The following is a 13,358-nucleotide window of genomic DNA, read 5'->3' as shown; positions in this document are numbered from 1 at the left end:
TAGTGGACTATCTGTCAACCGCTACGCGGCTTAAAGGGCAGTGTGGCGGCCATGCTGTGCGCGGTGCCCCTCTTCATGGCAGCAGGTGGAGCCGGTACAGGTTGCGCACAACTTCGGCCGTGAAGTCGCCGACGAGGTAGGCCATCGCTTCGTGGTCGCCCACGAGGTGCGTCCTGGCTCGGGAGTCCCATCCGGGAATGGAGTCCATGAAGAAGAACGCGGCCGCGGCGTGGGTGGATTCGTGCGCGATCGTGCGGGTAGTGAGCTGCCCGGTCCACAGTCGCATGGTGACCATCGCGACATCAGGTTGGGGCCAACGGAATCCATCCCAGGCGACTCCGCCCGCGATGTCATTATCGGGGTCGTATGGGCGTTGCAGTGCGGCACAGTGCGCCCGCGCTAGCTCTTGCCTGTCGTCGTACACGAGCACGTGGATTTGGCGGCGCCGCCCGGTTGCACGTGACGCCACACGGAACCGGGCGACGATGCTCACTCGTCCGATCCGTAGGCGGTCACTCTGCCGCCACCTTCCGGTAGCCAGCGGCGAGGATGCGCTCGATCAGCCCGTCGCGATCGGTGATCGTTCGGTACTCGAATGTGATCTCCGGGTGGTCACGAATTGAGAGCGGCACAGGGTCATAGCCGATCGCGACTATCAAGCCCTCGCGGTCGGCGTCGGTGGGTGCCGCTGGGCGAGCCCACTCGGCCCCAGCGATGAACGCCTGTCGCGCCGTCTCGGCGTATCCCCAGTCGTCGTGCGAGACCCGCTCGCCCGTGTTCTCGTCCAGGATCGTGTCGCCGTCGTAGCGCTTGAACGCCTCGGCGCGGGCTTCTTCTGCCTTCGTCATCGGTGGTCCTTTCGGTTGAGTGTGGTCCCGCTATTTTAGTGGACTAACGGGGTGTGCGTCTACCCCTTGGGGCAGCGAACCTGAATGCTGAAAATTTTCGGGGGAGGGTCTGGCCTTTGGGCCTTTACCCCTGTTGGATGGTTTCAGGCGGAAAATTATGCGCGGCCCTCCTTTGGGCTTATGCCCCCGGCCACTGGCTTGAAGGCGAAAAATATGCGCGGTGGCAGCCCAACCCCCAAACCGCCCCGCCGGCCACACAATCCGGCGACATTGCCACCCTCCCGCAAACGGTAACGCCGGCCCCGCAGCTCGCCGGCACCGCACCCCCGCTCCCCTCCCGTCCCACTGCCACGCCGGCGCACCATCCATGCGGCGCGGCATGCGCAGCGGATATCCCCTCCCACCTGCGCTTGTTACCAAACTGTTACCAAATTAACCCACTAATCCCTATACATATTTGGTCCACTCTGCCATGCTTGTCTTATGACCAACCACACCGGACTCCTTGCCCCCGCTCCCGCTATGCTGCCGGCTATCGGTACTCGTATCCGCGCCATGGACAACGACGGCGAGGTTGCCGGCGGGGGAGAAGTCATCGCGCTTGACCCGTTCGGTGTCACCGTCCTACAGGGTTACGTGCACCGGCACAACGGCGTTGTCGTTGAGCAGGGAGCAACCCCTATGCGCTACCAGCGCGCGAACCACACGTTTGAGCCCATCGAGGCCTGACAGCACCATAGCCCTAGCGCGTAGGCGTAGGCCCGTCATGGGGCCACTAGGGCACGCATTAACCCACTGTCACACAGTCAACTAGGGAGACTGACACTATGTCGCACGCTATCGCCACCGCCGTCGCAGCCGCTCGCATTCCCACCCCCGCATTCCGCGGTCTCATTGTCACTGTCGACCCTTACGGCGACGGCGTGGCAGACAGCGGCGCCGCCTACCGCACCTTCGATGTCGCCCGCCCGCGTGCTAACGGCAACTACCCCGTGCAGCTCGCATCCCTCACCGTTTACTCGGATGGCAGCGCCCTTGTGTGGGACCGCCTCACCAACTACACGGCGGCCGACCTGCGCGCCGCGGGGCGCCTGCGCGACATGCTCGCCACCGCCTACCCGAACGCGCAGCACAACACGTACCGATACGTTTCTGTCTAAACAGCCTCACCGCCCTAGCGCGCTTACAGGCGTCGGCCGTCGAAGGCCGCTAGGGCACGCAATTAACCCACTGTTACACAGTCAACTAGGGAGACTGACAGCATGCCGCACACCACCGAACCGACCGCCTACGTCGGCACCCTCGCCACCGTGACCAACAGCGACGGCGAAACGGTCACCGTCGCCGGTCCCAGCATCCCCGCATGGGGTTTGCTCACCGCCGATTGGATCGCCGGTTATCGCCCCCTCGCCCTGGAAATGGCCGTCGACGCCGGCCTCACCGTCTACCCCCAGGGCATGCGCGTTTCGTGGCGCCGCGTCGCGCTGGAAGAGGCCTAACGCCATGTCCCCCGAAACGCTCGACCGCGACACCCTCGCCGCCCGCACCCTAGACGCATGGCTGAAGGCCGGCATCCAAGACACCGCCGACGCCCTCGCCGCCCGCTCGCAGCGCGAGAACCGGACACCGGCCTACCTGCTCACCCGCGCGGCATGTCGCGCCCTGGCCCTGCTAGCAGGCTGCGCAGCAGCACTTTCCAGCACGTACGCGCTTGGCATCATCGCCGCATTCTTCGGAGGTTGAACGACCATGACTCAGAAACTCACCATCGAAGCGAAGTCCGTAGCGGCCTTCGCCACCCTGCTCGCAGACATGCCGCACGAAACGCGCGCCACGGTCACAGCCACTGAGAACGGCACCCCATGGGCAACCGTTTCGATTGCACCCACCACGGACACGCGCCGCACCGCCTTCCCCAACATTCTCGGCACCACTGCTGTAGGGGATTCGCGCAAGCGCGGCCAGTCAGGCGCAAGATTCACCGCGGGTGAGGCGCGCGACGCCTTGCGCGTCGTCATCTACCGCGCCGCGAAGATGGTGTAACGAACATGGCTTATCGCGTCCTCGCACACCCCGACGTTTCGCCCGCTCGCATCGCCCTCGCGCCTCGCCGGCAAGAGCTGGCAGACGCCTACAGTGACATGGGCGAAGGTGTCGTCATCAACGACGCCGGGAGCATCGTCGCCTTCCACCAGCGACACTTGCCGATCCTTGAACGCCGCACGGCGCGCGGGTTGCCGCTGCGAGTGCCGACGCACGGGCGGGTGTGACGGAACTCCGCTGTGCAGCCCTGAAACCGAAGGTGCCGACAGCTCCCAGTGAGACCGTCAGAACGGCCAAAAAGGCCCGATTCCTCACAGCCGACACTCAGAAACGGCAAAACCTGTACACCTGCACATACAACTACATAGGGGGGGGACCAGATGTGTAGTGGACTAAATGTGAGAGGCTCCGAGGCCTCCAGCCGACCCGAAAACCCCGGAAAATCAAGGGCTGGGTTTTTTTTGCCGCAGCAAGCGAAGAAGGCCTTATGTACTTACACACTTATACACATCAATACATAACTAGGATTTAAGAGAGTCAGGAAACCAAAAACCCCTCCCGCGGAATCACGCGGTTCTCTCCCCCTCCCAGCAGCCTCCCCCGCGACACATTTAGTCCCAAGGGGTTATGTACTTATACATGTAACACGCTGGAGTGATGTGGATTGCCTCACATTCCACACAACCCCGCCGCACAACCTATACATCGCAATACATAGACGGAAAACCTATGTGATCCACATATACGGGACGTATAGACAAAACCTGAGATAGTCCACTAAACTCAGATCAACCACACCAGCCGGCCCAGCCGGCGCCACCGCCACACAAGGGAGACTGACCAGCATGAGCACCCTTAAGCCCCGCATCATCGTCAGCGTCAACCGTGCCCGCATCGCAGCGGCGGAGAGTCGCGAAGAGTACGCAGGCGCCGCCATCGCCGAGGCTCTGCGCCTCATGGCCGATCAGATCGAAGAGCGCATCAGCGTGATCCCGTATGGCTCGGGGGAGTGGGTCCGAGAGGTCCACCGCTTCACCGATGCGGACTCGAAGCCGCTCGGGGCGCTGTCGCTCTACGAGGCCTGACCACCACCACCACCACCACCACGCAGAGCTAAGGGAGTCTCGATCATGGCCCGTCACACCACGCGCAAGACCACCACGCAGAGCAAGCGGGCCACCATCGCCCGCCGCGCACAGCGCGCCACCAAGTACCAGTCCGCCGCCCGCGTCACCACCGCCGGCCGCGCCCGTTAGTCCACAAACGTCTAGGGAGACGAAGACATGACCACCACCGCAACGCCCGTAGCCACGCTCACGATTACCCACACCCACGAGGCCGGAACGCTGATCGAAGGCACCGCCCGCGGCGACGGTTCCGCCGAAGTCCTGAAAGGCCAGCGCTGGCGCTGGGGGCGCAGCATCGGCGCCTGGTTCGTGCCGAACAGCCGCGACCGGCTGCCCGCCATGCACACGATCAACGCGACGCGAGACGCACTCACCGCCGCGGGTTTCGCCGTAGAGCTGGAGGTGTCCACCGAACGCAGGGACATGGCAGAGGTTGAGGCCGGCAAGATCGAGCGACAAGCGGCGCGCGTCGAAGCGCTCGAAGCCAAGGCGCAGCGCAAGGATGCCGCCGACGATGCCGCCTATGCCCGCGCGCTCGGTGCGTTGAAGTCGCTCCCCGAGGGAGGGGAACCGATCAAGATCGGCCACCACTCAGAGGGGCGACACCGCGCCGGAATCGCCAAGGCTGACCGCGCCATGCGGGCGTCCGTCGAAGCCGGAAAGGCGGCTAGCGAGGCGCGCGCCAAGGCTGAGATTGCCTCCCACACGACCGACGCCCGCTATGCGCCGGCCAGGGTCGCGCGCCGCATCGAAACGCTCGAAGTGGACGGGCGCAAGCTCGCGCGGAGCATCGAGCGCTCACAGGCGAACGCCGAAGAGGGCCGCGCCGCTGCCGAAATGACGGAGGACGACACGCGGCGATTCCTCGCGACTGACCGCGCCGAACGCGCCGAAGCGCACACCGCGCGACTCCAGCTCATGGCCGATGAGAACGCCGAACAGCTCGAATACTGGCGCGGCATCCGTGCCGCACAGATCGAAGAGGGCAAGGCGGGCGACTACTCACCCGCGACGATCGCCAAGGGCGACCTTGTGCGCTACCGGTTCGCGAATGCCGCGATTGTCATCCGCGTGAACCCTAAGACGGTGACCGCCGCTTACTGGCCGCGCTGGGATGCCGAGAACATGCACACCGACACAATCGCCTATGGCGACCTGACCGCGCACACCGTCCCCACGGATGACCAGCGCGCGCAGCTTCTCGCCAAGGCGAAAGAGGGCGCGGCCAAGTCCAAGGCCCGCCACGCGGCAGCCCTCGCAAGCTTGGGCGGGCGACGATGAGCGCCATCGAAGCCCGCGCCCGCGAGATTCACGCGCAGACGCCGCGATTCGCTCCCATCAGTGGGCGACCGCTCACCGCCGAACAGGCGTTTGACCTGGCACGCGACCACGGCACCAACAGCCACGCCCGCGCCGTGCGCCAGGCTCGCGAAGAGTTGACGGCGTGGGAGATGGTCACGGAGCGCATCGACGACGAAACCGGCGCGGTGTTCTCGACGGACCGCACGCAGGCGCACGGCTGGACGTCCCCGAGCGAGGCTGTCGCCAACTGGACCACGCGCGGGCTGTTCAAGCGCGACGGGTCGAGTCGCTACCGCAACGGGAAGATCGAGCGCGCCGGCGTCGGTTGCTCGGTGCGGACCTACTTCGAGGAGGCCAACTAATGCCCCCGTTCTGCGAAGAACACCAGATGTATCACAACCTCACGGGGGGCTGGGGCGAATGCGGCGACATGCGCCGCGCAGCCCACCGCGCCCGCATGGAAGCCAAGCGCCAGGAGAAGGCCGAACGCATCGCCGCCGAAACCTACCAGCGCTACGTCCCGCAGTTCGGAGACCCCACGCCCGAAGAGATCCGCGCGGCCCTGGCTGCCGCCGCCCTAGCCGGCATGGAGGCCGCAGCATGACCACCACGACCTACCGCCAGCCGTTCGGCGCGCCACTGCCGACCGCCACGGAGCCCGAGCCCACGCCGACAGTCGAGCGCATCCCGCGCACCGTTGACGGCTGCACCTGGTACGCCTACGCCGAGCACAACGGCGGACGGATCGGCGCCACCGCCCGCACGAAGCGCGACGCACTGGTGCGATTCTCGGCGCAGTGGGCGAGGTTCGCATGACCACCACGACCCCCCGCGCCCCGCGGTGCGCCTGCGCTCACTACAGCGACGGCTCTACGTCCGCGATGCTGTGCTCCCTGCACTCCGACACCGACCCGTGCCTCACGATGTCGCTGGTAACCGGGCGCCGGCGTAAAGGCACCATTCGCCGCGGGGTCTGCACGAACTGTGGACACGGCCAGAGCCAGGAAGAGGCCACAGCATGACCGCCTACGCCAGCAAGACGCCCCGCATGCTCAACAGCGACCCCGAGCCCTGGCTAGGGCGCTCACCCGTGACCAACGACCTGATTCGCACGCCAGTCGCTCCCGCGGGGTTGAGCGGCTTCCACCGCCAGCCGCGTGACTACTACAACCACGAGCAGCACAACGAGCCGAACCCGATCCTTACCGAGTTCCGCGAGGTTCACGCCCGGCCCCACCTGTCGGCCCATCCGGCGTCATGGCTTGCGGGGCACTGGATTATGAACTGGACCAGCCACGAACGGTACGCAGACGAAAGCGTGACCGAGCAGCAACTCGACCACGCCCGCAAAGTCCTCGAAAGGTTGGCCCGCGCATGATCTTCAACAGCATCAAGCTCCCGCTCGCCCAGTGCGGCGCGGATGACTGCACCGGCTGCATTGGGCAGGGCAGCGAGCCGAATCCGATCCTCATCCACGCCCGTGAGGCAAGCATCTTCTCCGCCCTCTCTTGGCTGGACGCTTTCGACGCCTTCGGGGGTTACGTGTCCTGGCCGGACGATCACCCCGTACTCATGGCAACGCCGGGCCAGCGCGACCACGCGCGCCGCGTTCTGGCCCGCCTAGAGGACATGGCGGTAGCAGCATGACCATTTACGCCAGCCAGGATCACACAGTCCGCCTTGCCGACACGCTCGCCGGCTGCCCGTTCTATCAGAACACCGGCACGCAGAGCTGCGACAGTCGCGCCGCTTGCGCCGCTCACCATGAGCCCCTGTGCATCACCGATGAGCCGATGGGCGGATGGGAGTCGCAGACCTACACGCCGCACAACGGGCCGAACCCGATCCTCATTGCCTTCCGTGAGATTGACGCTGGCCGGAATGAGTACGCCGATTGGGTTCGAGACTTCGATGAGAACCCGCACTTCTGGACCCGCGGACACGCTGACCCCGGCGCGCGCTATCCGCAGTACACGCCAGCGGAACTCGACCACGCGCGCCGCGTCCTGACCCGCCTAGCAGCCCTGGAGGCATCCGCATGACCCCCACCATCCACCCCGCCGCCCGCCGCGCGTACAGCGCTTACCGCGAGGCCGCTGCACAGTCCATCCTCTGCCCCATCGACCCGCGCAACGGCCACCGCATCAACGACCCCTTGCGCGCCCTCATCCCCGGTGCTCACGCCGCCACGCCAATGGCCCTGTACATCGTTGAGCAGATCACCGGCTACCGGGACCACCGGGACGAGGTTTTCACCGCCCCAGCCAGCCGCGCAGCCCTGCGCCGGTGGGCTTTGAAGAACGCGACCACGAAGGAGAACGCAGCATGAGCACTTGGAACGCCATCGTCATCGAGCAGCCTGGCAGCCTCACCATCGACACGCTCCCCGACGCACTCACGGGGGAGGGTGAGATCTGGGAGGGCTACGACGTCACCGACGAGCGGGAGAGCCGCCAGCCCAACACCTACTACCAGGGCGACCCTGGCGGCCCCGGCAACCCGGAGGGCCGCATCGTCATCAGCGGTCACAGCAAGTACGAGGCCAGCGCGGCCATCGCCGCCCTGATCGAACTATCCAAGACGACGGGCACGATCACGCACAGCGAAGAGTACGACTACGACGAGCCCGGCCAGGAAGTCACGGTCTACCGCGCCGGCGGTTACGTCCTGGCCGAATCGCGGACATCCGAACTGGTGCCCAACAACCTGGGCGAGCTGATCGCCGCCGTCCGCGAGGGTATCGCGCTGGTTGATGCGACCTTCGACAAGGAAGAAGAGCACTACGCCGCCGTCCGTACAGTCATGGCAGCCCGCGCACTTATCAGCGCCCTCACCCCGAATGGCGGCGCAGCATGACCATGAAAACCCCCCAGCAGATCGCGGCAGAGGTGGCCGACCTTCCCCGCATCGGGACCTACCGCAACAGCCAGAACATCAACGGCGACGGCTTCCGGCGAGCAATCGCTGTCGCCGCCATCGAGGCCGACCGCGCGCAGCTCCGCGAGGCGCTGGCCAGCGCTGGCCCCGTCCCCGGCATCCGCCCCTATCGCCTGGCGACCGTCGATGAACTGTTGCAGGCGTGGGACGAGTACAGGGGCGACGAAACGGCGTTCGTGGACGCCTGGAACGCCTACACGGCAGGCGAAGACTTCCCCTGCCCCGAGGCGTTCGGTGGCGTCCATGAGGTCACGGACGGCTCGTGCGACGCATGCGGCGACAAGAACCGGGCGGCCTGACATGCCCCCTATCACCCTGAGCCGCGAGGCCGTAATGCTGGCCCTCTTCATGGAGGCCCTCGCCCGCCACCCGCTGACCCCGTTCGAGCGCATGTGCTTGTTCAACACCTCGCAGGCCGCCGGCTCGGGCGCCTCGTTCCACTGGGCAGCAGTCAGACAGTCCACTAACACGGCGACGGGCCGCACCCTCTGGCACGCCGCGCTGATCCACAACCACGACTTGACCACCGATCAGGCCCCCAACGCCTCTCAGATCATCCGCATGCTGGAAAACGAAGGAGTCACCGCATGACCACTGCAAGCAGCTCATCCGACCGCTACGAGGCCGCGCGCGCCGCTCTCGCAGAGTACGACATGCCCGGATCGAGCGCGCACCACGCGGACGACCTGGCCGCAGCCCTCCGCGCCCTCATCGAGCCCGCCGCCACCGAGGAGAACGTCGATGACATCGCAGAGCGCCTGTCGCGTCAGCAGTTCGAGGAGGACGAGGACGAGGTTCGAGAGCACGTCTCGAACCTCGTCGCCCACGACTCCTGGGAGAGCGCGCCGGAGGAACTGCGCCAGAAGTACCTCGCCCGCACCACCGCCGCCGTGAACGCCGGCATTCTGGCCGCCTGGAATTCCTGGGAGCCCGACGACTACGCACCGGTCCAGTGCGCCAAGTGCGGCGCCGACACGGACGAGCCCGAGGCGGAGCCCGCCGAGGCCCTGCCGCTGGACCCCGAGCCGTGGGCGTCGCTCGACGGCTGGCGCTGGGACCGCAACCCCATCGGGGACAACTACTTCGCACCCCGCCCTGGCTATTCCCAGAACAAGGAGGACTACGCATGAGCACCATCACTCACACCGCCGAAATCGAGGGCATGACCCTCAGCCTTTCGATCAAGCCGGACTGGCGCGTGCTGGGCGAGCTGTTCGCGAACGCACGCTCCGACGAGCAGGGCCTCTTCCTGGAGGGCATGGTCGCCGAGTTCGGGCACCAGCAGATGGGCGGCAACATGCAGTTCTTCTACATCGCCGCCGGGCTCAAGGAGGAGGCGCCGAACGTCGCTCAGAAGGCCGCGCGCATGCTCACCGAGCTGGCCGAGCACCTGAGCGCCGTGCAGCCCGAGGTGGTGGCGGCATGAGCATCACCCTCACGAACGCCGCACAGTCGGCCTTCTACGCTTCCCACGACCGCACCGAGGACGCCGGCCCCGACTGGGACACCCTCTCGCCCGCCGAGCGCCAGGAACATCGCGAATACTGCCCCGACGCCTGCGCCACCTGCGAGAACAATCGATTCTGGGGCACCTGCTCCTCGTGCGGCGTCTGGCCGGTGGAGGCCGACGATGACGGCTACGGCTGCTGCGGATCGGTCATCATTCTGGAGATCCCGCGCGAAGACAACATGAAGGCGTGGGCAGCATGAGCGCCTTCACAGCCAGCAACGGGATCGCCGTCCAGTCCGAGACCCAGGGCATTACGGGTGACCGGCGGATCATCTTCGGCTCCGGCGACAATGCCCGCGTCATTACGTTCAGCGGCAAAGAGATGCGAGCCCTGATTGAGACGCTCGACCACGAGAAGGACGAGGATCTCGGGCGGTGGCGGTGGTTCGAGGACGCTGGCTACGTGGTCTATCCGGGGACGACAGACCCCGCCCGGAAGGGAGTGCGCGGCGTGACCGTACTCAACGAACAGATCCCCCGCCCGTACACCGTCTGGGAGGACAACATCGACACTCTCTACGGGACATCTGCCGACGAGGAAGCCCGCAAGAAGGGCCGGGACGCCGCCCGCGCCTACTTCGCCGCGCACCTGGAGCCGAAGCCCGCATGGCACGATGCCAAGCCATGGGAGACATGGCTCCTCACGATCGACGACATCGAGCATGCCCGCACCCTTGACGAGGACCGAGAAGTCCGCGACCCCGCCTACGTGGGCGACAACTCGTGGCTCCATATCACGGACGCCCGCATCACCGCGGGCCGCCGCATCTGGCCGGAGGACGCAGCATGAAGACCGCCGCCATCCGTACCGTCGTCATCATTGTGACCGCCGCGCTGCTGGTCGCCGGGTTCCTGCTGATCCCGTTCACGATGCGCAGCCTGAACTTCTACTCGCTGACCCTGGCGAACGCCGCGGGCATCGCCTGGGGTATGGGCGTCACGGTCATCAGCCTGGTGGCCTGGATGGATGCGGAGGCGCCGTGAGCGGCCTCATCCTCGGGCAAGCCTGGGAGCCCCGCCGCGGGCTGTGCCTGGTGGAGCAGCTCAGGCCGGGCTCCACGCTGATGGTCCTGACACCGCTCAGTGACCCGAACAACCGACTAATACGCGCCAGAAGCCAGGTTTCCTGGCGGAAAACGAAGGAGACAGCATGAACGGACTGCCGAAGTTGAAGCCCGAAGAGGAGCCGCTGGTCGACCAGGTGCGCAAGGCGAACCTGGCATACCAGGAGGCGCGCGCAACCGCGTTCATCATGGCGCAGCGCATGGCCGAGGAGCAGGTGCAGGGCCTCCTCATCGAGCGGGACAAGCTGGCCTACAAGGCGTACCGCGCCGGCATCTCGAAGCGAAAGATCGCCATCCACGGGCTATCCTCGCAGCACACCCCGAAGGCTGACACTGCGATCCTGCACGGCGCCCAGTTCTTCCACGAGGAGGAGGCGAAGCCGGTCGAGCCTGCCACGAGCCCCAACTTCGCGCTGCTCGGTGACACGCTGACCGTGACGCTGCACCCCGCCGATTTCAAGCCGTACGCCATCGAGGAAGCCTCGCAGCGGTCCCACTCGTTCACCGTGGCAGACGGGAACATCCTGCCGGTGGACCACGAGAAGGAGGAGACCTGGATGCACCCGGTTGTCCAGGTGGTCACGGCCGCCAATGGGGATTGGAAGCAGAAGGCGCTCGAGTACGTGGAGGGCCAGACCGCATGATGTTCTCCAGCATCGAAGCCCGCGACCTGCCGTTCCGCGCAGGCCAGGCTGTCACCATCCACGAGGCGACGCTGAACGGTGAGCCCGCGAGCCTGGTCGTTCGGGAGTACGTGCAGCACAACAAGCCGAATCCGGTACTCGTGGAGTTGCGCGAGGAGCTGCCCTACCGAGCGCACGACGGCGGAATGGGCGAGCAGTTCACCGCGGCAGAGCTTGCGCAGGAATGGCTGGCGAAGGGCGCTCTCTCACGGTCCCTCTGGGGACACCACGCCACAGTCATCGCTCAGATCGACCACGCCCGCAAGGTGCTCACCCACCTCGCCGCACTCACCAAGGAGAACACTCCCGCATGACCACCGCACCCGCCAAGCTCACCCCGCGCGTCGAGCAAGAAGACTCGATTGTCCGCATCCTCGCTGAGCCGACGAAGGCGGCCTTGATCGGTGACGAGACCGGCTACGGAAAGACGTTGCTGGCTACCGAGGTGATTGTGCGGGCTGGGTGGAAGCGAGTGCTACTCCTGGGCATCTCGGCGACGTTCCCCCAGTGGGCCGACCGGCTGGCGGCTCAGAGTGACGGCGCCATCCAGCTCCGCCGCCTGGATTCCACGAAGGCGGGCCGGGAGGCGTTCGACGCTTTCCTCGCCGGCGAGCCGGGCCACTACTTCACCACAATCCAATGGGCGACGGCGCAGAACAACCTGCACCGCGACAAGACCGACTACGCGGGCAACAAGATCCCGAAGATCGACCGGAAGACGGGCCTGCCGACCGACAAGTTCGAGCGCGAGCGGGTGAACCTGAAGGTCTACGAGAAGATGAGCAACCGCAAGGCGGGACCGGTGGACGCGATCATTTTCGACGAGTCCCACGCGATCGCCAACCGGGACAGCATCGGCCGCAAGACGCTGCTGTCCATCAAGACCGACTGGAAGATCGCCATGTCGGCCACCTGGTCGGGTAATCGGTTCGATTTCGCCTGGTCGACCACGCGCTGGCTGTGGCCTGAACTGATCCCCGCGTACTGGACGTGGCGTGAGGAATGGTGCCGCACCGAGACGAAGTACGTCAACGGCGGCCGTGCCGTGCAGGAGGTTGTGGGGGAGAAGGAGCCCGAAGGCGGGTTCGTGAAGACCCTGCCGCTGTACCTGCGCCGCGAGCACGACATGAAGGCACCGCCCGCGGTGATCGTGGAGTGCGATTCCACGGTGGAGCAGCGAGCCCAGTACGAGGATCTCAAGTCCGAACTGATGACCTGGGCGTCGTCGTGGAGCGGCGACCGTGAGCCGCTGGTCGTGGACATCCCCGCCGTGCTGCGGTCGCGTTTGCGCCAGGTGGCGCTGGCCGAACTGTCGCTGGATCAGGAAGGCAAGGTGACTTTTGCACCGAACGCCGCCTCGGCGAAGCTGCGCGCGCTGCGCGGCGTGCTGGACCGGTGGGCAGGTCAGCCGGTGGTCATTATGACCGACTCGAAGATCTACGCGAAGCTGGTCGCCGCCCGCATGACGGCCGCCGGCTACCGTGCTGAGGCGTGGACGGGCGACTCTTCGCAGGGTGAGCGGCAGCGGTTGAAGGCCGACTTCATCGAGGGCCGCCTGCCGTACCTGGTGATGACTGTGCAGTCTGGTGGCACCGGTGTTGATGGGCTCCAGTTCGCGTGCTCGAAGATCGTCTGGTTGAGCATCCCGGAGGGTGACCCGAAGCTGGTCGAGCAGGCACTCGGCCGCGTGTTCCGGCCCGGCATGACGACCGAGTACGGGGCGTTTGAGCACGTACGCATCAACATGCGGGACTCGCTTGACACGGAGATCCTCGAGAACCTGCTACTGAAAGGCAAGGCGATCCGGGATTCCATCGGCGCGCAGGCTTTGAACGCCGCCTAGA

29 protein-coding genes are annotated in these 13,358 nt (G+C 66.0%); 27 read left to right on the top strand and 2 right to left on the bottom strand.

Annotated features, from left to right (window positions below):
• Window positions 1-73: 73 nt before the first annotated feature.
• A complete protein-coding gene (locus NQ151_RS06230) occupies window positions 74-295 on the bottom strand; it encodes a hypothetical protein (RefSeq protein ID WP_257527402.1) in 222 nt (73 codons plus the stop codon).
• A gap of 217 nt (window positions 296-512) precedes the next feature.
• Window positions 513-848: a hypothetical protein gene (locus NQ151_RS06225; RefSeq protein WP_257527401.1), complete on the bottom strand. Its 336-nt coding sequence runs from the start codon at window positions 846-848 to the stop codon at window positions 513-515.
• 483 nt (window positions 849-1,331) lie between these two features.
• On the opposite strand from NQ151_RS06225, the gene NQ151_RS06220 reads away from it, so the two are divergent.
• From NQ151_RS06220 to NQ151_RS06090, 27 genes are all read left to right on the top strand, one after another.
• Window positions 1,332-1,577 (top strand): hypothetical protein, encoded by a 246-nt coding sequence (locus NQ151_RS06220; RefSeq protein ID WP_257527400.1) that lies wholly within the window; start codon window positions 1,332-1,334, stop codon window positions 1,575-1,577.
• 98 nt (window positions 1,578-1,675) lie between these two features.
• Window positions 1,676-2,008 carry a hypothetical protein gene (locus tag NQ151_RS06215; RefSeq protein WP_257527399.1) on the top strand — a complete coding sequence of 111 codons (333 nt, stop codon included), beginning with the start codon at window positions 1,676-1,678 and terminating at the stop codon, window positions 2,006-2,008.
• 102 nt (window positions 2,009-2,110) lie between these two features.
• Window positions 2,111-2,347 carry a hypothetical protein gene (locus NQ151_RS06210; protein ID WP_257527398.1) on the top strand — a complete coding sequence of 79 codons (237 nt, stop codon included), beginning with the start codon at window positions 2,111-2,113 and terminating at the stop codon, window positions 2,345-2,347.
• A 4-nt stretch (window positions 2,348-2,351) separates the two neighbouring features.
• Window positions 2,352-2,591 carry a hypothetical protein gene (locus tag NQ151_RS06205; protein WP_257527397.1) on the top strand — a complete coding sequence of 80 codons (240 nt, stop codon included), beginning with the start codon at window positions 2,352-2,354 and terminating at the stop codon, window positions 2,589-2,591.
• 6 nt (window positions 2,592-2,597) lie between these two features.
• Window positions 2,598-2,891, top strand: a complete 294-nt coding sequence (locus NQ151_RS06200; protein ID WP_257527396.1) for a hypothetical protein — start codon at window positions 2,598-2,600, stop codon at window positions 2,889-2,891.
• 5 nt (window positions 2,892-2,896) lie between these two features.
• Window positions 2,897-3,118 (top strand): hypothetical protein, encoded by a 222-nt coding sequence (locus NQ151_RS06195; RefSeq protein ID WP_257527395.1) that lies wholly within the window; start codon window positions 2,897-2,899, stop codon window positions 3,116-3,118.
• A gap of 618 nt (window positions 3,119-3,736) precedes the next feature.
• On the top strand, window positions 3,737-3,976 hold the full coding sequence (locus NQ151_RS06190) for a hypothetical protein (RefSeq protein ID WP_257527394.1): 240 nt from the start codon (window positions 3,737-3,739) through the stop codon (window positions 3,974-3,976).
• A 45-nt stretch (window positions 3,977-4,021) separates the two neighbouring features.
• Entirely contained in the window at window positions 4,022-4,147 is a 126-nt protein-coding gene (locus NQ151_RS06185; protein WP_257527393.1) for a hypothetical protein, read from the top strand.
• 27 nt (window positions 4,148-4,174) lie between these two features.
• A complete protein-coding gene (locus NQ151_RS06180; RefSeq protein WP_257527392.1) occupies window positions 4,175-5,299 on the top strand; it encodes a DUF3560 domain-containing protein in 1,125 nt (374 codons plus the stop codon).
• Entirely contained in the window at window positions 5,296-5,682 is a 387-nt protein-coding gene (locus NQ151_RS06175; protein ID WP_257527391.1) for a hypothetical protein, read from the top strand. The genes NQ151_RS06180 and NQ151_RS06175 overlap by 4 nt, the downstream gene beginning before the upstream one ends.
• Before the next feature lie 26 nt (window positions 5,683-5,708).
• A complete protein-coding gene (locus tag NQ151_RS06170; protein WP_257527389.1) occupies window positions 5,709-5,924 on the top strand; it encodes a hypothetical protein in 216 nt (71 codons plus the stop codon).
• Window positions 5,921-6,136 (top strand): hypothetical protein, encoded by a 216-nt coding sequence (locus NQ151_RS06165; protein ID WP_257527388.1) that lies wholly within the window; start codon window positions 5,921-5,923, stop codon window positions 6,134-6,136. The genes NQ151_RS06170 and NQ151_RS06165 overlap by 4 nt, the downstream gene beginning before the upstream one ends.
• Before the next feature lie 202 nt (window positions 6,137-6,338).
• Window positions 6,339-6,698 (top strand): hypothetical protein, encoded by a 360-nt coding sequence (locus NQ151_RS06160; RefSeq protein ID WP_257527387.1) that lies wholly within the window; start codon window positions 6,339-6,341, stop codon window positions 6,696-6,698.
• Window positions 6,695-6,967 carry a hypothetical protein gene (locus NQ151_RS06155; protein WP_257527386.1) on the top strand — a complete coding sequence of 91 codons (273 nt, stop codon included), beginning with the start codon at window positions 6,695-6,697 and terminating at the stop codon, window positions 6,965-6,967. The genes NQ151_RS06160 and NQ151_RS06155 overlap by 4 nt, the downstream gene beginning before the upstream one ends.
• A complete protein-coding gene (locus NQ151_RS06150; RefSeq protein WP_257527385.1) occupies window positions 6,964-7,362 on the top strand; it encodes a hypothetical protein in 399 nt (132 codons plus the stop codon). The genes NQ151_RS06155 and NQ151_RS06150 overlap by 4 nt, the downstream gene beginning before the upstream one ends.
• Complete coding sequence (locus NQ151_RS06145; RefSeq protein WP_257527384.1) at window positions 7,359-7,649, top strand: hypothetical protein; 291 nt, start codon at window positions 7,359-7,361, stop codon at window positions 7,647-7,649. Before NQ151_RS06150 ends, NQ151_RS06145 begins: the two co-directional genes overlap by 4 nt.
• Window positions 7,646-8,176 carry an Mbeg1-like protein gene (locus NQ151_RS06140; RefSeq protein ID WP_257527383.1) on the top strand — a complete coding sequence of 177 codons (531 nt, stop codon included), beginning with the start codon at window positions 7,646-7,648 and terminating at the stop codon, window positions 8,174-8,176. The genes NQ151_RS06145 and NQ151_RS06140 overlap by 4 nt, the downstream gene beginning before the upstream one ends.
• Complete coding sequence (locus tag NQ151_RS06135) at window positions 8,173-8,556, top strand: hypothetical protein (RefSeq protein WP_257527382.1); 384 nt, start codon at window positions 8,173-8,175, stop codon at window positions 8,554-8,556. The genes NQ151_RS06140 and NQ151_RS06135 overlap by 4 nt, the downstream gene beginning before the upstream one ends.
• A gap of 1 nt (window position 8,557) precedes the next feature.
• Window positions 8,558-8,848: a hypothetical protein gene (locus NQ151_RS06130; RefSeq protein WP_257527381.1), complete on the top strand. Its 291-nt coding sequence runs from the start codon at window positions 8,558-8,560 to the stop codon at window positions 8,846-8,848.
• Complete coding sequence (locus NQ151_RS06125) at window positions 8,845-9,387, top strand: hypothetical protein (protein ID WP_257527380.1); 543 nt, start codon at window positions 8,845-8,847, stop codon at window positions 9,385-9,387. Before NQ151_RS06130 ends, NQ151_RS06125 begins: the two co-directional genes overlap by 4 nt.
• Entirely contained in the window at window positions 9,384-9,683 is a 300-nt protein-coding gene (locus NQ151_RS06120; RefSeq protein WP_257527379.1) for a hypothetical protein, read from the top strand. Before NQ151_RS06125 ends, NQ151_RS06120 begins: the two co-directional genes overlap by 4 nt.
• Window positions 9,680-9,967 carry a hypothetical protein gene (locus NQ151_RS06115; RefSeq protein ID WP_257527378.1) on the top strand — a complete coding sequence of 96 codons (288 nt, stop codon included), beginning with the start codon at window positions 9,680-9,682 and terminating at the stop codon, window positions 9,965-9,967. The genes NQ151_RS06120 and NQ151_RS06115 overlap by 4 nt, the downstream gene beginning before the upstream one ends.
• The gene (locus tag NQ151_RS06110) at window positions 9,964-10,557 is read left to right on the top strand and encodes a hypothetical protein (RefSeq protein ID WP_257527377.1); all 594 of its coding nucleotides are present in this window, start codon (window positions 9,964-9,966) and stop codon (window positions 10,555-10,557) included. The genes NQ151_RS06115 and NQ151_RS06110 overlap by 4 nt, the downstream gene beginning before the upstream one ends.
• Entirely contained in the window at window positions 10,554-10,751 is a 198-nt protein-coding gene (locus NQ151_RS06105; RefSeq protein ID WP_257527376.1) for a hypothetical protein, read from the top strand. The genes NQ151_RS06110 and NQ151_RS06105 overlap by 4 nt, the downstream gene beginning before the upstream one ends.
• A 166-nt stretch (window positions 10,752-10,917) precedes the next feature.
• On the top strand, window positions 10,918-11,475 hold the full coding sequence (locus NQ151_RS06100; protein WP_257527375.1) for a hypothetical protein: 558 nt from the start codon (window positions 10,918-10,920) through the stop codon (window positions 11,473-11,475).
• Entirely contained in the window at window positions 11,472-11,828 is a 357-nt protein-coding gene (locus tag NQ151_RS06095) for a hypothetical protein (RefSeq protein ID WP_257527374.1), read from the top strand. Before NQ151_RS06100 ends, NQ151_RS06095 begins: the two co-directional genes overlap by 4 nt.
• A complete protein-coding gene (locus NQ151_RS06090; protein WP_257527373.1) occupies window positions 11,825-13,357 on the top strand; it encodes a helicase-related protein in 1,533 nt (510 codons plus the stop codon). The genes NQ151_RS06095 and NQ151_RS06090 overlap by 4 nt, the downstream gene beginning before the upstream one ends.
• Window position 13,358 lies beyond the last annotated feature (1 nt).

It is taken from the genome of Microbacterium sp. zg-YB36, assembly GCF_024623575.2.
Lineage (GTDB): Bacteria > Actinomycetota > Actinomycetes > Actinomycetales > Microbacteriaceae > Microbacterium.
The sequence above is the reverse complement of the archived record's forward strand: the minus strand, read 5'-3'. Positions and strand labels throughout refer to the sequence as shown.